11 protein-coding genes are annotated in these 19887 nt (G+C 42.2%); 5 read left to right on the top strand and 6 right to left on the bottom strand.

The window, feature by feature from the left end; genetic code table 11:
- Positions 1 to 4: 4 nt before the first annotated feature.
- The 5 genes from BACFIN_RS19160 to BACFIN_RS19180 are packed head-to-tail and all read right to left on the bottom strand — an operon-like array spanning position 5 to position 9497.
- Positions 5 to 1588 (bottom strand): glycoside hydrolase family 30 protein, encoded by a 1584-nt coding sequence (locus BACFIN_RS19160; RefSeq protein WP_007747511.1) that lies wholly within the window; start codon positions 1586 to 1588, stop codon positions 5 to 7.
- Positions 1589 to 1623: 35 nt separating this feature from the next.
- Positions 1624 to 3219 carry a glycoside hydrolase gene (locus tag BACFIN_RS19165; protein WP_007747510.1) on the bottom strand — a complete coding sequence of 532 codons (1596 nt, stop codon included), beginning with the start codon at positions 3217 to 3219 and terminating at the stop codon, positions 1624 to 1626.
- Positions 3220 to 3255: 36 nt separating this feature from the next.
- On the bottom strand, positions 3256 to 4890 hold the full coding sequence (locus tag BACFIN_RS19170) for a RagB/SusD family nutrient uptake outer membrane protein (RefSeq protein ID WP_007747506.1): 1635 nt from the start codon (positions 4888 to 4890) through the stop codon (positions 3256 to 3258).
- Between the two features lie 25 nt (positions 4891 to 4915).
- Entirely contained in the window at positions 4916 to 7951 is a 3036-nt protein-coding gene (locus BACFIN_RS19175; protein ID WP_007747503.1) for a SusC/RagA family TonB-linked outer membrane protein, read from the bottom strand.
- A gap of 13 nt (positions 7952 to 7964) precedes the next feature.
- Entirely contained in the window at positions 7965 to 9497 is a 1533-nt protein-coding gene (locus BACFIN_RS19180; RefSeq protein WP_007747500.1) for a hypothetical protein, read from the bottom strand.
- Positions 9498 to 9714: 217 nt separating this feature from the next.
- Between BACFIN_RS19180 and BACFIN_RS19185 the strand changes: the two genes are divergently transcribed.
- A complete protein-coding gene (locus BACFIN_RS19185) occupies positions 9715 to 13836 on the top strand; it encodes a hybrid sensor histidine kinase/response regulator transcription factor (protein WP_007747493.1) in 4122 nt (1373 codons plus the stop codon).
- A gap of 83 nt (positions 13837 to 13919) precedes the next feature.
- Here the strand turns inward: BACFIN_RS19185 and BACFIN_RS19190 are convergent, their stop codons facing one another.
- Complete coding sequence (locus BACFIN_RS19190) at positions 13920 to 14885, bottom strand: glycoside hydrolase family 18 protein (protein ID WP_032839053.1); 966 nt, start codon at positions 14883 to 14885, stop codon at positions 13920 to 13922.
- Between the two features lie 165 nt (positions 14886 to 15050).
- Here BACFIN_RS19190 and BACFIN_RS19195 point away from each other — a divergent pair, with 165 nt between their 5' ends.
- From BACFIN_RS19195 to BACFIN_RS19210, 4 genes are all read left to right on the top strand, one after another.
- Positions 15051 to 15923: a helix-turn-helix domain-containing protein gene (locus BACFIN_RS19195; RefSeq protein WP_032839052.1), complete on the top strand. Its 873-nt coding sequence runs from the start codon at positions 15051 to 15053 to the stop codon at positions 15921 to 15923.
- A gap of 120 nt (positions 15924 to 16043) precedes the next feature.
- Positions 16044 to 16748: a succinate dehydrogenase/fumarate reductase cytochrome b subunit gene (locus tag BACFIN_RS19200; RefSeq protein ID WP_007747481.1), complete on the top strand. Its 705-nt coding sequence runs from the start codon at positions 16044 to 16046 to the stop codon at positions 16746 to 16748.
- 37 nt (positions 16749 to 16785) lie between these two features.
- Complete coding sequence (locus BACFIN_RS19205) at positions 16786 to 18765, top strand: fumarate reductase/succinate dehydrogenase flavoprotein subunit (RefSeq protein WP_007747475.1); 1980 nt, start codon at positions 16786 to 16788, stop codon at positions 18763 to 18765.
- Between the two features lie 36 nt (positions 18766 to 18801).
- Complete coding sequence (locus BACFIN_RS19210) at positions 18802 to 19557, top strand: succinate dehydrogenase/fumarate reductase iron-sulfur subunit (RefSeq protein WP_007747474.1); 756 nt, start codon at positions 18802 to 18804, stop codon at positions 19555 to 19557.
- Positions 19558 to 19887: the final 330 nt, after the last annotated feature.

The raw sequence follows: 19887 nt of genomic DNA, 5'->3' as shown, positions 1-19887 counted from the left end.
TTTATTAGTTGCTCTGAAGTGTTATTATAGAACGTGCCGGAATATGAACAATCTTTCCACTCTTCACTTTTCCTACCGGTAGCAAATTCTCCCCTTCTTTATCCGAAGTACGATAAACCTGCCATTGCGCATTCCCGACTTTTTCTTTATGAATAGAAAACTCTTTCTCCTCATTGGCATAGTTTATAACGACTATCACATACGTTCCATCCACGTTTTTGTAAGCAGAACACATCAATCCTTGCTGGTCAGTGTCGCCATCGGGAATGAAAGTGTTTGTTTGATCGAAAGCTGAAACGGATAACCGGACTGCTCCCGGACGGATAAAACGGCTGTAATTGCCTAGAGCCCACATCAGTTTGGAATCTTCCACTCTGCCATCCAAGAAATTATCGTCCGTAGTATATTCACGAATCAGTCCGTCTTTATAATCGCCGCCAATAGCACGCCACCATTGCCAGCTCTTTGCACCGGCATATACAATATCATGGTGAATGATACGGGCGACATAAAGGGCTGTCTTCATCGTACGGTCGAATCCATTTCCTCCTCCGATTTCTTCATCATTGCCCATGATGCAAGTCTCCGTCTGCCAAAAGTCAACATCGTGTTTGTCTAATGTATCCCGCAACTGACTGCGGATATTGCGTAACTCACTCAAAGGAGTCGTTGTCCAGTAGCTATGTCCCAGCATTAGTCGGGGAACATTCGGAGTATCACCCAAATATGTGTCCACACTGTCCGGACAGAAGAAAGCCTGAATCTGATAGCCACGTTGCCAATCTGTCTCGTGTGTACGGAACATACAACGGTAATCGGAAGATTCACTTACCAAAATCTGCGTATCTATATTCCGGTTCACAAATTCCCGGCTCAACAGACGGACAGTACGGGCTATTTCCCTGTTCGTTGCCGGACAACCTTCCTGTTTCGGTCCTACCCAATTCCAGTGTCCGTCCGGCTCATTGAAAGGACAGATGTAGTTGAACTTGATACCATCGTGTTGCTCTACTCCCTGCACTACATCGGCCAAAAAACGGACGTACTTCTCATAACAGTCCGGTTTCAGATTTGCCGTACCACCGCGACCCGTGTTTGTAGCCAAGCTGTTCTGCGTATAATAGACGGGAGGAGAATTGAGGAAAGCCAGAAATTTATCGACCCCACGCTCCTTCGCCAACTTCAGGAAGTTACGCTGCCCCTGTTGCTTGCTCCAATTGTAGGTCCCGTCCGGTTGCAAGAAACATTCGGCACGCATCCAAGGAGAAGCAATCTGACTGTCGTCACCTTGTTCCGCACTGCCTGCACCGACATTGAAACGCCAAAGAGACAAACCGATACCTTTGGGCTGTCCATTCGCATCATTCTCCGTACTGAACAGCCAATCGGCTATCTGATTCTGCTTTTCCTCCGGCCAAAGTCCGATGAACTGCATACTCCAAGCGTCGGAAGCGCCGAAATAAGTCATTGTCTGGCAGGGACGGTCTGTTTCTAGCTGATAGCTAACATCAGTGGCAGGTTGGGAACACCCGCCTACCATACTCATGTAGAAGAAGCCTAAAGAGGCCAAGAACACTTTACTTTTCATTTTTTACAATATACCTATTGAAAATATTATCCGTTCTATTTCAAATCGTAAACCATTGTGACAACCGATTTAGCCGGAATATATCCTTTCAAATATTCATCTACCTCATTCAAATTACTCGTACTTGATGTTACATATTGTCTCATAGAAACCACTTGTTTATTCAATCCTTCGATAGATGTTTCCATTTGTATAGATTCATCATTTATGTTAGTATATACCACTACCAACTTATCTTCCTCAGGAGAGATATAAGCAGAACCAAAGAATTTTTTATCTCCTTCAGGGATATTCAAATCTACCCGATGATACCCCGGACGAACGAAGAGACTATAATTACCCAACACCCACAGGTTCTTGCTAGACTCATAAGTTCCACCATCAGCAATATTACCATAATCTCCTCCGGTCGGAATCAAACGAATCATGTAAAAACGGCTTTTCTGGCTATAAACTTCCTGTGAGGCTGTTGTCCAATATGCCCAAGAATTCATACTTGCCGTTACCAAATCATGGTGCAGCACTTTAGCCATACTTAAAGCTAAATCCATATAAGTTGCTTGATCATAATTTTCGTAATCTTCATATCCTTCGCCCAACATACTCCATTCCGTCTGATAAAGTTTCAACCCATATTTATCCGCCTCAGCACGGGCTTTCGTACGTGAATCAAACAACACATCCCATGTTTTATCCCACCAATAACTATGAGCGCAAATCAACTTAGGCATACGTTCTAAGTCGCCAAGATAATGTTCTGAATCTGACTTAAAATAAGTTGGAATAACATTCGCGCGATCTGCCCAACTGTCATCAGTAGTATAAAGATAAGGAACCTTAGCAGCTTCCGCCAATAACATCATCGTATTTTCAGGCCCTTTTGTCTTCAGACTCTCATTCAACGCTCTAGCCATCTTTGCCACATGTACATGTTGCCAAGAACATCCCTCCTGACCATCTCCTCCCCATGAATACTGTGGTTCGTTCAATGGACTTATATATGAGATATTGTATCCATTATCAGAGAAATGTTTAGCCACAGTGGCCAAGAAATCAGCAAAATCATCAAAACAATCTTCTCTTAAATTATTGTTCCACCAATCACCTGACCCTTTACCGTTGACAGTAAACTGTACAGGAGGAGTATTACTAAACAATACGAAATTATTACAACCATATTCTTTCGCTTTCTGCATAAAGTACTGCTGCCCACTAGATTTATTCCAATCATACGTACCATTCTGCGTCAGGAAACATTCCACTCTTCGAGTCTTATCCGTAATTCCGCTAGCTTCGCCCTGCTCGGCAGTACCACCACCTAAATTTACGCGCCACATGGAAAGACCAATACCTTCCGGGTTTCCCCTTTCTATCTTTTGAGAGAAAAGAAGTTTAGCAATGCCTTCTTTAGCATTATTACTCCAATATTTACCGATATAATCCATCGTCCAAGCATCAGAAGAAGCAAATCCATCAATAACCTGATGTTTGTCGGCAACATTTACCGTTGATGTCATCGCATGGTCCGAAGTTATCTTCGGAAGATAATCTGGTTCAAAAGCCTTGTCGTCACTGCATGAACACAGAGCAGCCAAGCACGAAAGTCCTAAAAGAATATATTTATTTTTCATAACATTGTGTCTTTATTATACTGAAATTGAATTGATTTAGTATCCGGGATTTTGCTCAATGCTTCCACCCGACAAGGTTATTTCCGTTGGAGGCAAGGGGAAAAGTTCATCTCTACCCTCCTTGAAATTGACACCTTTATTACTATTCTCTTTTTGGTTACTGCTTTCATCCGAATCATAACCAATCTTATTATAGGCAACAAATGTACCATTCGGTCCCATAACATTACAAATAGCCGATTTACCATTATCATCTTTCCAACGGCGCAAATCATACAAACGGTTATTTTCCAACGCCAGTTCCAAGCGGCGTTCTTTACGAATAGCGTTGCGAAGTTCAGTGCCGGTAGCCGTCGACGGAGCTAAATATACACGATCCCTAACTTTATTCAAAGCCCATTTAGCCTCATCATCATGTCCCAGTTCGTTCTCCACTTCCGCATACATCAACAATACATCGGCATAACGCAACAAGCGATAATTCAAAGGAATATGAGGTGCATCATAGGGAGTAGGCCGTTTTTCCACAGGTATATATAATTTACGTGAAACACGGGGAGACTTATGATCATTCGGAGATATTACATAAGGATTTTTAGCATTCGCATCGCCATAAACCTTTGTCGCTCCATTCTTAATAATCGTCCATCTCAAACGGTAATCTTCATTAAGTTGTTCCTCCGGTGTCTCTCGCACAGGTTTTTCCTCTTGAAAAGCTCTCTCTAAATTGCTTGTCGGAAGTCCCCACGCCCAACCACTATCATCACGCGAGCCACAAACAATAGGAATACGTATACCCAAATTATAAGACACATCACTATTAGTCTGGACCTCAAACAATGATTCGGTACTATTTCTTTGGTCTATATCCCATACTTGTCCAAAATCGCTCAACAATTCATATTCTTCTCTGCCACCAGCGAACTCGCCTCTGCAAGTAATCTCTTGTAATAATGGCTCTGCTTCCGTATATTTTCCCTGATACAGATAAGCTTTCGCCAGATACCCTTGCGCTGCCCCTTTTGTAGCACGGCCTAAATCCATAGCGTCGTATTCACTCCGCTTCGGCAAGTCAGGAATAGCTTCCAACAGATCTTTTTCTATCTGCGCATAAGTATCTTCTACAGTTGCACGTTTGATGCCTGTTATTTCACTCGGCAATTTCAATCCCAGTACCAAAGGTACACCTCCAAAGTTTCTTACCAATTCAAAGTAATGAAATGCTCTCAGGAATTTAGCCTCCGCAATATATCTTTTTTTCAAACTTTCATTCTCGAAAACGACTTTTGGAATCTGCTCTATCGCAACATTACTTCTTAGAATACCTTTATAACGATATTGCCAAAAGTTCTGACAGGCATTTCCTGCATTATATGTATTTCCGGTGTAATGGGCAAGGTCACGGTATTCTCCGGGATCCTGCGTTGTGTTTCCCATCCACATATCATCCGTACACATATCACTTGCTATATAAAATTTCTGTATCTGCCACCAGTCATCAAAAAAGACAGACTGATAACATCCTGTAATCTGCTGTTTACATTCATCTTCACTTTTGAAGTAGTCATCCAGGTTCTGTTGTGCCCTAACCGGTTCTTCCAAAAAATCGGCACAGCCGGATAGTGAGATTGTAAAAGCGGCTATGGAAAGCCCTAATATATATTTCTTCATGGTCTTTACTAGTTTATATATTAAATTAGAAATTTAGATTCAGTCCGAACAGATAAGTACGAGGATTCGGATAACCTGCCCAGTCGATACCGGATTCCGTCACATTACCTTTCGTTCCTAATGAGGCGGTTTCTGGATCCATACCGGAGTATTTTGTAATTGTAAACGGATTCTGTGCGGAGAATGATAGCCTCAAGCTGAATCCCTTCGTCCAATTCTTGGGCAGGGTGTAGCCTATCTGCAAAAGTTTACAACGCATATAAGAACCATCTTCAACAAAGAAACTAGACGGACGCTTGTAGTTCATATTCGAATCATTCACAGACAAACGAGGTAAGAAATTACTCGTTCCCTCTCCGTGCCAAACTTTATTATAAGTTCCCGCATATACATTCTCGCCTCCGGCACCGGAATAACGTCCTAACGTAGTGTTGAATATATCATTTCCAAAAGTACCATAAAAATTAGCCAGGAAATCAATGTTCTTGTAAGAAAGATGAGCATTCAGACCTACCATCAGATCAGGGAAAGCAGAACCAATATAAGTTTTATCTTTATCATCCAGCTCACCGTCATGGTTAAGATCCCTAAAACGGAAATCACCCGGTACGGCATTAGGCTGAATTATTTTTCCATGTTCATCGGTATGCGCATTGACCTCCGTCTGATTCTGAAAGATCCCATCTACAACATATCCATAGAAGCGGCTGATTTCTCCGCCTTCTTCGTTACGAATAATATAATCACCATTAAATCCACCCGTATAAAGAGGTTGTCCCATCAGTTTTTCGGCCTTGTTCTTTACAGAAGATAAATTCAAACCGACACCATAAGTAAAATCTCCTTGACGGTCTTCCCAACCGATGGACAATTCCCAACCGGTAGCTTTCATACTGCCAATATTCTCCCACATCTGTCCGTTCCACATCGGATAACCCAATATCAACAGGTTATCACGCTTCATCAACATATCATGTGACTTCTTTTGAAACCAGTCTGCCGTTACCGTCAAGCGATTATTCAGAAAGCCCATATCCACTCCGATTCCGAAGTCTTCTACTGTTTCCCATTGTACTTTCGTATTTCCGATAGCAGTTACACTTGTACCTATCTCGCGATTACCTTCCTGACCGAACACATAATCAGTTGTACCGACTGTAGAAGCATAAGCCGAATCATCAATAGACTGATTACCTACCCGTCCCCAACCAGCACGGATTTTCAGATTGTCAAAAATATGCTGGTCTTTCATAAACTCTTCACCAGTAACACGCCACGCTCCGGATACAGCCGGGAAAGTTGCATACTTATTCCCTTTTACGAATTTAGAAGAACCATCCACACGTACAGAGGCTGTAAGGTAATAACGATCGTTGTAATTGTACATCACACGTCCCAGATAAGAAATCAATGAAGAGTAGGAATTAGTTCCGGAAGCCTGCTGATTCTTTGTACCTGCACTGACATATTGCAGAAGTTCGTCATTCGTAGGAATTCCGTCACGTGAGCCTGTCAGCCAATAGTGTTGGAAACGCTCCATAGTATAACCTGCCATTATATTCAGATTATGTTTCTGATTGAACGACTTTATCCATGTCAACGTATTTGTCCAGTTCCAGTCTATCCAATTCTTCATTTCCCTTTTTGCCACGCTGGTTTCCGCACGCTCCAAATTATCAATATCAAATGTCGGAGTAAATTCATCATATAAGCGGAAACGAGCATTCAATCCCAATTGTGAACGAAAGATCAACCCTTTAATCGGTTCTATATTGATAAACGGAGTAGCCAACAAGCCATATTCATCCGTATTCTTCGCCATACGTGCCATATTAGCTACCGGATTCCATACTTGGCTGTTATGAGAACGGGAATAATTATCATATTCATTATCCGTCCATTCACTTTCAGGACGCATCACCGGAGTAGTAGGGTCCATAGCCATGATAGATCCTATCAAGTCGGGAGTGTCTTTCCAGTTTTCATACTTGGGAGTAAAATCAATACCGGCCTTTACAATATTGTTAAAAGTATATTCCATACTAAAACGAGCTGTAAACTTTTGCCAATTTCCTATTTTATATTGAGAATCCTGTCCGAAATAACCAATACTTGCCGAATAAAGAAGTTTATCCGTTCCACCGGAGAAACTTAAATTATAATTGTGAATCAATGCCGTTTTCCTCATCGTCTCATCCCACCAATCCGTTCCTTCAGCATCAGTAATGCCATTATACCCCACATACATAGGCACATTACCGTCATTAATGTATCTTGACTTCAATACATATTCATACTCGGAAGCTTTTGCCATATCAGGTTTCTCTAATGTTTGGAAACCTGCTGAAGCTGTAAAAGTGAATTTGGTTGCCCCCTTTGTTCCTTTCTTCGTGGTAATTAAAACAACACCATTCGAACCACGGGTACCATAAATAGCAGAAGCAGAAGCATCCTTCAAAACCTGCATCGATTCAATATCATTCTGATCAAGGAAGTTTATATTATCTCCTACCGGCATTCCATCAACTACATACAACGGATTGGATCCATTGACTGTAGACACACCGCGAATAATGACGCGGGGAACTGTTCCGGGACCACCTGCACTTGATATTTGTACGCCATTGATTTTCCCCTGTAAAGAGTTCATTGCATTACCGGAACTCAACGTTTTTAGTTCGTCACCTTTGATAGCTGCAATGGAACTGGTTAAGTCACCCTTCTTCACTGCACCATAACCGATGACTACAACTTCATCCAATGCTTGCGTATCATCTTGCATCACTACATTAATTGTAGTACGTCCGTTCACTTTAATTTCCTGTGTTTTATATCCAATCATGGAGAAAACCACAATTGCGTCCTTAGGCACATTATTCAATGTATAGTTACCGTCCAAATCGGTCACGGTACCGTTTGTCGTACCCTTTATCAAGGCTGTCAAACCGATCATCGGCTCCTTATCCGCAGCCGAAGTCACAACGCCTTTTACAGTAATGTTCTGCGCATAGCCACATAAGCTTATTAATGCGAGACACAATAATAATATCTGCTTTTTCATATTAAATTTAATGTTACTTGTTATCAACAGGAATCAACTTAACCCTTCCGAGATGAGCGTCAAATATAAGTTTATAATCTCCGGCTGTCTTTACCGTTGGCTTTGCCCAGTCTTTATTTTGTCTGGTCAACATAGTCCCTTGCCAAGCCGGATTTACATGCACCGCATTTTCATCACTAAAATATCCGAAAACTTCAGGGTCATAAACGGCATCTGCTCCTTCCGATTTATCAACATACCATGCACAATAATCCCACCAGTTATCATGGTGCCAATTATGAATTATAAAATTCATCTGCGTATTTGCCTTAAGTGACAATGATTTAAGATAAAATAAATGAGGATTAATGTTATCTTGCTCAAATCTCTGGATATTCTTAGGAGCATCTGTCATATAACCAAAATAAAACTCTTGGAGCCATGAACCACCATTATTCCACGTATCTAAAGAAATTGAGCCAAATTCATGCGGCGCAGGATCAATCGCCTGTTCAATCGAATAAGTACTCATTGAATATGAGTTATCTGATATATTGAAAGTTATTTCATAATATACATTAGCCTGTTCAAGGACTATCGGTTCAGCAATACTCGGATCAGAGACTAATTTATTAAGATTATTGGGGTCTCTACCAAAGCAAATCGGATAAATATCTGCCTTTTGAGGAATAAAATAAATCTCCGTCCCTGCTTTCTGCGAATAATAATTCGCCTTATAAGTATATGCTCCCGTACGTTCAATTCTCATCGGAACACCAAACACATCAGAAGTCAACTGGCTGGCATCCTCAACATCACTAAGATACATTTTCTGAAAATCCGGCATTTCCGCCACCACTTTGACTGTATAAGATGTAGTAGTAGTTTCTTCATTAGCAAATTTATCAACGACCTTTAGTTTTACATCATAAGTTCCCGATTGCGCAATTGGAAGTCTCACCACACCATCAAATTTAGTTTTTCCCTCCGCATCTACTTTCTCAACCAACTCCAAGGACGGAATACTTACTTCTACATAATCTAAGGCCTGTTCATCCTCTACTATAAAGTGGAACGGAACGGTTCCATCCTCCGCTGTCAAAGTTGTGAACTCACCCTCTGCTGCAAATTTGATTGTCGGTTTTTCCGAATCATTATCCGTTGAAACCATAATGGTATGTTCAACTGAACGCCCTCCTACGTCTGTAATAGTAACTATAATCGGATAATCAGCCATTCTCGGCAGTTTTTCAGAAAGAGTAATAGCATATTCTAATTCATAAGAATATAATGGTTCACCATAAATGCTAAGTAAATCAATAGTTTTATCCAAATAAAGTTCAGCATTTTGTAATCTGATAGAACGAATACCATCTGCATCAGTAATGGTAGCAGTCAACGTTAACTCACTGCCCGGATCAACATGGATATGATCGGCAATCAACTCTACAACTGGTTTCTGCCCGTCTACATCTTTGTAGTCATTATCGTCACTACACCCGGTAGTCAACGTTGCAGCAAAAAGAAAAGTCCATAACACTGCACCATGCAAGAATTTTGCTCTCATAATAATAGTATTTAATGATTAAAACTTATCGGTTTATCGTGAAAGACAGAACCAATCGTCTGCTTTCACAATGCAAATATAAGTGAATAAGATACATACAACCGATAAAAATCATGCAGAGAAGCTACATAAATCATGCAATGCACGATTTACATACTCTAAATAAAATATTTATTTCTATTTTTGAGCCTGTAAATGAAACGAATAGGCACGAGTTATGAAAAGACACATTGCTTCTATTTTATTTTTATTCTTGCTGTCCGTTTATCAGTCGGCAGCACAAACTTATTCCGTAAAACGGTTGGGAATCGAACAAGGACTGTCTAATAATTATGTAGTTAGCATTACACAAGACAAACAAGGCTTCCTATGGTTCGCTACAGAAGAAGGGCTTAACAAGTTCGATGGAACCCACTTCATCACCTATTATAAGAATGACCCCTCACAAAACAGTCAGGGAATCACCGGTAATGAACTTAACCGGGTGTATGCCGACACTAAACGTCCTGTGATATGGATAGCGACCCAACGTGACGGATTAAATGCCTATAATTATGACAAACAGGTATTCACTCCCTACCTGCACAATCCGGAGGATCCGCATAGCCTGATAACCAATGACGTAACAGACATTGCCCCTTCTACACAAAGCGAAGACGGACTGTGGATCAGTACCTATTATAGAGGTATAGAATATCTCGACATCAACAGCGGACAATTTACCCATTACAATAAAAACACAATTCCCGGCTTGCCCGACGAACAAACATGGACCGTATTGGACGGAGGAGGCGGAAATTTATATATCGGCCATGTTAGCGGTGGTTTCAGCATTCTCTCGCTGAAAGACAAAAGTGTAAAAAACTTCCGACACGAACCGGATAATCCGATGAGCCTGCCCGGAAATGATGTACGATGTCTCACCAAAGACACAAACGGGAATATCTGGCTGGGAACAGACAAAGGACTGGCTCTCTTCAACGCTGCCGATAGTAACTTTATCACCTTCAAGAATAACAAAAACGACAAGCACGAAGCCTTATGTAACCGCATACTCGCCATCAAACAACTAAATGACAGCAAACTATGGATAGCCTCCGAGCTGAATGGCATTACCATACTGGATCTAAAGCAAAGTATGTTTCTTTCACCGGACCAGATCTCCCTCGAATATATACAAGAAGGAGATGATAACCGAAGTCTCTCCAATGCAAGTGCCCGATGCATATTCCAAGATTCTTTTGACAATATCTGGATAGGGACGTGGGGAGGAGGAATCAATTTCATCAGCAGTACCCCTCCTTTATTCACAACATTGAGCTACTCTCCCATTCCCGGCAATGAGAACAGCCTGAATAACAAAGTGGCAAGCAGTCTTTGCACAGACAGACAAGGACGGGTGTGGATCGGGACGGACGGAGGAGGAATCAATGTATTTGAAGGGGACAAGCGCACCGCTATCTATAAAAAAGAAACCGGAGAAATTCCTTCAAACTTTATACTCACTTCCCTGCAAGACTCTAAAGGCAACTTATGGTTCGGTTCTTTCCAAGGAGGAATCAGTTACTATGACAGCCGCAACAGAACTTTCCGTTCCATCTCTCTGATGGGACAATCCAATCAGGATGTCCGTACAATCTACGAAGACTCCCGACATAATATCTGGGTAGGATACAGTGGAGGAATCATCGTACTGAATCCTCTGAACATGGAAATCATCCGGCATTATCATACGGGAAACAGCGAATTGCACAGTAACTTTGTACGTGCCATCGCACAGGATGAGAAAGGCCGGTTCTGGATCGGTACTTTCGGAGACGGACTTGGAGTATACAGTCCGGACCTGCAATTGATTCAAACCTTCGTACAAAGGGAAGGTTTCTGCTCCAACACCATCAACCAGATCATACAAGACAGACAGAAAAGAATGTGGATGGGGACAGGAGAAGGACTGGTATGCTTCCCGTCAACCGACGCACTGACCTATAAAACTTACCAACGGAAAGATGGCTTACTCAATACCAATATTTGTGCCATAACGGAAGATAAGAAAGGTAATATCTGGTTCAGTAATAATAAAGGAATCAGTTGCTACGTCACGGATAAAAACTGCTTCTACAATTACGGTCATTCGGACGATGTCCCGGCAGGCAGTTTCTCAAGCGGCTGCGTAACGCAAAACAAGAACGGACTGATTTATTTCGGTTCAATCAACGGAGTATGTTGTTTCGATCCGGATATCACCATGAACGACCAAGCCAATCCGTCGGCTATCATCACCGAAATGAAAGTACTGGGACGGTTGAGCAATCTCGAAAATAATGACCTGTTCATCAATGTATCCAAAGGAGAACAGGTTGAACTGACCCATGCACAAAATAGCTTCGGGCTGACATTCAACGTACAAAACTACTCTCTGGTCAATCAAGTGGAATATGTGTATATGCTGAAAGGACTAGAAAATTCGTGGTACACAGTCAATGAAAACAATAGCGTGACATTCCGGAACATTCCTCCCGGAAAATATGAGTTTCTTATCAAAGCGCGCATTCACAACCAGGAATGGCCGGAAGAAGCCACCTCCCTGACTATCCGGATTAACCCGCCCCTTTGGCTCACCTGGTGGGCAAAGCTTATCTATGTCCTGATATCTGCCGGCATTGTATATCTCATCCTTCACGCATATAAGAAAAAGCTGGATTTGGAAAGCCTTTACACATTGGAAAAGAAGAATCACGAACAAGAACAAGAATTAAATCAGGAACGCCTGCGTTTCTATACCAACATCACACACGAACTGCGTACACCGCTAACCTTGATTCTCGGTCCGCTGGAGGATATGCAAAAGGATACCTCACTCCCGGTAAAACAAGCTCAGAAATTGTCGGTCATCCACCAAAGTGCATTACGCCTGCTCAACCTCATCAATCAGATATTGGAGTTCAGAAAGACAGAGACACAAAACAAAAGGCTGTGTGTCTGCAAAGGCAACATCGCCCCTTTGATCTATGAAATAGGTCTCAAATACAAAGAACTGAATCAAAAGACAAAGATTGATTTCCGAATTCAGATAGAAAAAGAAGAAATGCTTCTTTTCTTTGACAAGGAAATCGTCACCATCGTATTGGACAATCTGATTTCCAATGCCATCAAATATACGGAACAAGGATGTATTACCCTAAGCCTGTATCAGACCGTGCGCAATGAGGTGGCATATACGGAAATTAAAGTAAGCGACACGGGATACGGAATTTCCGCCGAAGCACTGCCACATATTTTCGACCGTTACTATCAGGAAAGCGGCAAACATCAGGCATCAGGAACCGGTATTGGTCTGGCTTTGGTAAAGAATCTCGTAGAGCTGCATGAAGGAGAAATCCGTGCAGAAAGTGTGCAAAACGAAGGCAGCACTTTCTGCATCAGCCTCTTGACGGATAATATCTATCCCAACGCCTTGCACACCGACTCTACCGAACCTGCGGCAAAAGAGGATACTGCCCAAGCAACGACCTCCGAAAACACTTCAGAACCTACAGTAGACAATGGCAAACCGATCTTACTGATTGTAGAAGATAATGAAGAAATACAGAAATACATTGCCGAATCCTTCTCCGACTCTTTTGCGGTAATCACAGCCGATAATGGAGAAGAAGGAAAACAACAGGCGCTCAGCCACATCCCGGATATCATTGTCAGCGATATTATGATGCCTATAATGGATGGTATTACCCTATGTCGGCAGTTAAAGGAGGATGTACGTACCAGCCATATTCCTATTATTCTGCTGACAGCTAAAGATTCGCTACAGGACAAAGAAGAAGGTTATGAGGTAGGCGCTGACTCTTACCTGACAAAACCGTTCAGCGCTTCTCTTTTGCGCAGCCGAATCAATAATCTACTCGAATCGAGAAAGAAACTGATTACCCAATTCCAAGCACAGCCTGTTTCGGGTAATCAGACGGATTTGAACGAGAAACGTATCATAATAGCCGAGGCTCTAAGCAAGCTGGATAATGAGTTTATTGAGAAAATAACTCTTTTAATCGAAGAAAACCTCTCTTCAGAGAAGATTGACATCACTTATCTTTCCGACAAGATGTGTATGAGCGGTTCCACTCTTTACCGGAAAATGAAAGCACTTACCGGACTTTCAACCAACGAATATATCCGGAAGGTGAAAATGCAGAATGCGGAACGGCTGTTGCTCGAAGGGAAGTTTAATATATCTGAAATTGCCTATAAAGTAGGAATGAACAGTACAGGCTATTTCCGCCAATGCTTTAAAGAAGAATTCGGTGTCTCACCCTCAGATTATCTGAAACAGATAAAGCAGGTATAAAAAACTAAATGCAGATTCTCGCAAAGAACTGATATTCAAATCTGCGAGAATCTGCGTTTAAATGACAATTACAGTCTACGACTCTACTCTTTATTCAATTCTTCAATCATGGCTTTAAGCAATGATTGGCTGTTATCCAACGGCAAATCTGTAGCCAAGTCCCAACTCATCATTCCTTTCAAGCCCTGCTCTTTCGCATAACGTGTCTTGATACGGATATTATCTTGCCCGTCAAACACATACACTTCTCCTTTATAATTTACTTCATTCTCTGCCGGACTCGTAATCAGCCCATTCTGCACAAAACTAAAATAAGCTTCAGTCTTTTTCGAGTTATCCTTTGTCACTCCATAAAAGGGAACTCCTGCCACCAGCTTCTCTTTCGGAATACCATATTTCAATACCATCTGTATATCCGAACAATATTTCTCTACCGGAAAACGAACCGGTGAAGGACCATAACATTGAAGTGAAATAAAATCAACGGCAGCAATCGCCTCCTTACTTATCTTATAAGAAACCGGATGCAGAGATACGCTGAGAATGTATTTATCGCCCAGCACTTCCCTCATCTTGAGAATAGCCAAACTGTAATCCTCATATTCTTTCGCATTCTCCGCCCATTCAAAGTCCAGGTCAATGCCATCAAGCTTATTTTGTTGGAGCACTTTCTTTATATTTTTTGCAAATGCCGTACGGGCGGTCTCATCAGCCACCATCGCCTTCCACTGACCACTGGAAGCTCCAATCCGTACTTTCGCCTTCGTCCCTTTCACCTCAGCACGAATGGATTTTATCAATCCCTCCCAAGTAGTGACTCCTTTACCTTGAAATGCACGAGGGTTCTCAAAAGAGAGCGATCCGTCCTTATTGGGATGGACATTTAATAGAATAAGGTCGTCGCTTGCCCGCAGACTTTCAGTAGCGACACGTCCCCTGTTGTAGAAATTTCCACGCACATAAGAACTTACAAAAGATTTCTGTTGTGCATAAAGACATACACCGACCAACAGAAACAAAGAAAAGATAATCTTTCTAGGTATTAGCATAACGATTAATATTTTATGAATTTCAACCACAAAAGTATGCACTCTCAGCATAAAATGATGTTCAAAAATTACTATATAACTTCCAATAATCAACAGAAAGAGCACAAGTTTACACAAAAAATCCTATCTTTGTTCCCTGATGATAATAATTCACGAATAAGACCGATGCCAGAAGATTCATTTTGTATACAATATAAGAATTGTACAGGGTGTCCAAGAGCTACTGAAAACACTCTCGTATATAAGAACTTACCCAAAGGAGAACACATTCCTAAAGATAAGTGCACGCAAAATTGTATGCTTTTCATGCTTAAAGGCGAATTACTTATCAATAGTGAAGAGTACCCGGGAAATACCTTACACGAAAAGCAGTTTATCCTACAGGCCATCGGGTCTAAAATAGAAATACTGGCTCTTACGGACGTTGAATACATCACATTCTGGTTCAACGAACTCCCTCTACTCTGCGAAGACCGTTACAATGAGATAAAAGATCAAGCGGAAGCACCCTTGACCTACACCCCTCTGGTGATGAGCGAAAGAATTCATTCCCTTATCAGCAGTATGCCCGACTTCCTCAATGAAAAATCTCCTTGCAGCAAATATATCGAACTGAAATGTAAGGAATTGGTATTCCTGATTACCAATTTCTATCCGCTACCTCAATTAAAGACTTTCTTCTACCCGATCAGTACTTATACGGAGAGCTTCCAATACTTCGTGATACAAAATTACAGCAAGGTGAAAAGTGTGGAAGAATTTGCACATCTGGGAGGTTACACAACCACGACCTTCCGCCGACTCTTCAAAAACATGTACGGAATCCCCGTATACGAATGGATACTGGAGAAAAAACGGGAAGGCATCCTGGATGACCTCCAACACACTAATATGCGAATCACAGAGATATGTAACCGATACGGATTCGACTCTCTGTCCCACTTTGCGCACTTCTGCAAAGACTCTTTTGGTGACACTCCACGCGCCTTACGCAAGAAAGCAGCCAATGGTGAAAAAATCGGAAAGATTAGCGATTAAAGAATTATTTCTTTAATTCCTTGCTCAATCAATCTATTTCCCCTATTTTTGCAGTCCGTAAGAGGTGTAAAACGTCGAAATTTTAGTTCTAACAATTAAATAATTTAAATTCAATCATTTATGTGGTTAAGTAATTCATCTGTAGGAAGGAAAGTGGTGATGAGCGTTACCGGTATCGCCCTTGTCCTGTTTCTAACATTTCACATGGCGATGAACTTGGTTGCAATCATCTCGGCTGATGGTTACAACATGGTTTGTGAGTTCCTGGGAGCAAACTGGTATGCGTTAGTGGCTACCGCAGGACTAGCCGCTCTTTTTGTGATTCACATCATCTACGCATTCTGGCTGACAATGCAGAATCGCAAAGCACGTGGTAGCGAACGCTATGCAGTGGTTGACAAACCAAAAACTGTAGAATGGGCATCTCAAAACATGTTGGTGCTGGGTCTGATCGTTATCGTAGGTCTTGGTTTGCACCTCTTCAACTTCTGGGCAAAAATGCAGTTGCCGGAACTGATGCACAACATGGGCATGCACGCTGATACACTGACGCTGGCTTATGCCGCTAACGGTGCTTATCACATCCAGCAGACTTTCTCTAGCCCGGTTTACGTAGTTCTTTACCTCGTTTGGCTGTTTGCTTTGTGGTTCCACCTGACTCACGGTTTCTGGAGCTCTATGCAATCACTGGGATGGAACAACAAAGTATGGATCAATCGTTGGAAATGTATTTCTAACATCTATTCTACGATTGTTGTACTCGGTTTCGCACTGGTAGTAGTGGTATTCTTCGTGAAAACACTGATTTGTGGCGGTGCTTGCTAAATAGTAAATTGTAAATGATTAAATTGTAAATAATATTATGATCAAGATAGATTCAAAAATTCCAGAAGGCCCGGTGGCTGAGAAATGGACCAACTATAAAGCTCACCAGAAATTGGTGAACCCCGCTAATAAACGTCGTTTGGACATCATCGTTGTGGGTACGGGTCTGGCAGGTGCTTCTGCCGCTGCTTCACTTGGTGAAATGGGTTTCAGAGTATTCAATTTCTGTATTCAGGATTCTCCCCGTCGTGCACACTCTATCGCTGCACAGGGTGGTATCAATGCTGCAAAGAATTATCAAAATGATGGTGACTCTGTTTACCGTCTGTTCTACGATACTGTAAAAGGTGGCGACTATCGTGCCCGTGAAGCAAACGTATATCGTTTGGCTGAAGTGTCTAACGCTATCATCGACCAATGTGTAGCACAAGGTGTTCCTTTCGCTCGCGAATATGGCGGTACACTGGACAACCGTTCTTTCGGTGGCGCACAGGTATCCCGTACTTTCTACGCTAAAGGCCAGACCGGTCAGCAATTGCTGCTGGGTGCTTACTCCGCATTGAGCCGTCAGGTAAACGCAGGTACTGTAAAACTGTATACCCGTTATGAAATGCAGGATGTGGTTATCGTTGACGGACGTGCCCGCGGTATCATCGCTAAAAATCTTGTAACAGGTAAACTGGAACGCTTTGCCGCTCACGCAGTAGTTATCGCTACTGGTGGTTATGGTAACGCTTACTTCTTGTCTACCAACGCTATGGGTTGTAACTGTACAGCTGCTATCTCTTGCTACCGCAAGGGTGCTGTATTCGCTAACCCTGCATACGTTCAGATTCACCCGACTTGTATTCCGGTACATGGTGACAAGCAGTCTAAGCTGACTTTGATGTCTGAATCTCTCCGTAACGACGGTCGTATCTGGGTTCCGAAGAAAAAAGAAGATGCTGTGAAACTTCAGAAAGGCGAAATCAAAGGAAGTGATATTCCTGAAGAAGACCGCGACTATTACTTGGAACGCCGTTATCCGGCATTCGGTAACCTGGTTCCGCGTGACGTTGCCAGCCGTGCCGCTAAAGAACGTTGCGACGCTGGTTTCGGTGTAAACAACACAGGTTTGGCCGTATTCCTCGACTTCTCTGAAGCTATCAACCGTTTAGGTATCGACGTTGTTCTTCAACGTTATGGTAACCTCTTCGATATGTACGAAGAAATCACTGACGTTAATCCGGGCGAACTGGCTAAAGAAATCAGTGGTGTGAAATATTATAACCCGATGATGATTTATCCGGCTATCCACTATACAATGGGTGGTATCTGGGTAGACTACGAACTGCAAACCACTATCAAGGGTCTGTTCGCTATCGGTGAATGTAACTTCTCCGACCACGGTGCAAACCGCCTCGGTGCTTCTGCATTGATGCAAGGTTTGGCTGACGGTTACTTCGTATTGCCTTACACCATCCAGAACTATCTGGCAGACCAGATCACTGTTCCTCGTTTCTCTACCGATCTTCCTGAATTCGCTGAAGCTGAAAAAGCTGTTCAAGCTAAGATCGACAAGTTCATGAGCATCCAGGGTAAAGAATCTGTTGATTCTATCCACAAGAAACTGGGTCATGTCATGTGGGAATATGTAGGTATGGGACGTACGGCAGAAGGCCTGAAGAAAGGTATCGCCGAACTGAAAGAAATCCGCAAGGAATTCGAAACGAACTTGTTTATCCCCGGTTCTAAGGAAGGTATGAACGTAGAGCTTGACAAAGCAATCCGTCTGTACGACTTCATCACAATGGGTGAGCTTGTTGCTTACGATGCATTGAACCGTAACGAAAGTTGTGGTGGTCACTTCCGTGAAGAATACCAGACTGAAGAAGGAGAAGCAAAACGTGATGACGAAAACTTCTTCTATGTAGCATGCTGGGAATATCAAGGTGACGATGAAAAGGCTCCGGTATTGCACAAAGAACCGCTGGTATACGAAGCTATCAAGGTTCAGACTCGTAACTACAAGAGCTAATCGGTGAAGTTAAACATTTAAAAGAATTAGAAGAAAATGGATAAAAATATATCATTTACACTGAAGGTATGGCGCCAAGCTGGTCCGAAAGCTAAAGGTGCTTTTGAAACCTACCAAATGAAAGATATCCCCGGTGATACTTCCTTCCTCGAAATGCTGGATATTCTGAACGAACAGCTCATCAGCGAAAGAAAAGAACCGGTAGTATTCGATCATGACTGCCGCGAAGGTATCTGCGGTATGTGTTCTCTTTACATCAACGGACACCCGCACGGTCCTGCAACAGGTGCTACTACTTGCCAGATCTATATGCGTCGTTTCAACGACGGTGATACCATCACTGTTGAACCTTGGCGTTCGGCTGGTTTCCCTGTCATCAAAGACTTGATGGTAGACCGTACTGCATACGATAAGATTATGCAAGCTGGTGGTTATGTAAGCGTTCGCACAGGTGCTCCGCAAGATGCTAACGCTATCCTGATCGCGAAACCTATCGCTGACGAAGCTATGGATGCTGCTTCTTGTATCGGTTGCGGTGCTTGTGTAGCTGCATGTAAGAATGGTTCTGCTATGTTGTTCGTTTCTGCAAAAGTTAGCCAGTTGAACTTGCTGCCGCAAGGTAAACCGGAAGCTTTGCGTCGTGCAAAAGCTATGTTGTCAAAGATGGACGAACTGGGATTCGGAAACTGTACAAACACTCGTGCTTGTGAAGCTGAATGTCCGAAGAACATCTCTATCAGCAACATCGCCCGCTTGAACCGTGACTTTATCAGAGCAAAACTGAAAGACTAAGTTACTGTTTTCTAATAGTAAGAGCTTAATTTGATTAATAAAAGAATCCCCTGCGGTACACACCGACAGGGGATTCTCTTTATGTATGAATGGCTCATGATTATTATTAGGGATATTCAGTAAATGTTCCTCTTTCTAAAAAATCAAGAGAAAAGCTCACGTAAAGCAAAGCTTTTCTCTTGATTTTTTCGTTCAACTCTCCCAGTCTTCTATCTTTTTGTAGAATATTGTTTACATATTCTTGTTTTTTCCTTCCCACCCATGCATTATGTACATGTCTTTTTAGGGGAAGTTAAAACCTCTCCTGTTTTTCCTGTTTATTTTAGTCAG

This window comes from Bacteroides finegoldii DSM 17565 (assembly GCF_000156195.1).
Classification (GTDB): domain Bacteria; phylum Bacteroidota; class Bacteroidia; order Bacteroidales; family Bacteroidaceae; genus Bacteroides; species Bacteroides finegoldii.
The sequence above is the reverse complement of the archived record's forward strand: the minus strand, read 5'-3'. Positions and strand labels throughout refer to the sequence as shown.

Excerpts from the sequence above, each read along its gene's own strand:
- BACFIN_RS19160 (WP_007747511.1), bottom strand. The coding sequence starts at position 1,588 with ATGAAAAGTAAAGTGTTCTTGGCCTCTTTAGGCTTCTTCTACATGAGT.
- BACFIN_RS19165 (WP_007747510.1), bottom strand. The coding sequence starts at position 3,219 with ATGAAAAATAAATATATTCTTTTAGGACTTTCGTGCTTGGCTGCTCTG.
- BACFIN_RS19170 (WP_007747506.1), bottom strand. The coding sequence starts at position 4,890 with ATGAAGAAATATATATTAGGGCTTTCCATAGCCGCTTTTACAATCTCA.
- BACFIN_RS19175 (WP_007747503.1), bottom strand. The coding sequence starts at position 7,951 with ATGAAAAAGCAGATATTATTATTGTGTCTCGCATTAATAAGCTTATGT.
- BACFIN_RS19180 (WP_007747500.1), bottom strand. The coding sequence starts at position 9,497 with ATGAGAGCAAAATTCTTGCATGGTGCAGTGTTATGGACTTTTCTTTTT.
- BACFIN_RS19185 (WP_007747493.1), top strand. The coding sequence starts at position 9,715 with ATGAAAAGACACATTGCTTCTATTTTATTTTTATTCTTGCTGTCCGTT.
- BACFIN_RS19190 (WP_032839053.1), bottom strand. The coding sequence starts at position 14,885 with ATGCTAATACCTAGAAAGATTATCTTTTCTTTGTTTCTGTTGGTCGGT.
- BACFIN_RS19195 (WP_032839052.1), top strand. The coding sequence starts at position 15,051 with ATGCCAGAAGATTCATTTTGTATACAATATAAGAATTGTACAGGGTGT.
- BACFIN_RS19200 (WP_007747481.1), top strand. The coding sequence starts at position 16,044 with ATGTGGTTAAGTAATTCATCTGTAGGAAGGAAAGTGGTGATGAGCGTT.
- BACFIN_RS19205 (WP_007747475.1), top strand. The coding sequence starts at position 16,786 with ATGATCAAGATAGATTCAAAAATTCCAGAAGGCCCGGTGGCTGAGAAA.
- BACFIN_RS19210 (WP_007747474.1), top strand. The coding sequence starts at position 18,802 with ATGGATAAAAATATATCATTTACACTGAAGGTATGGCGCCAAGCTGGT.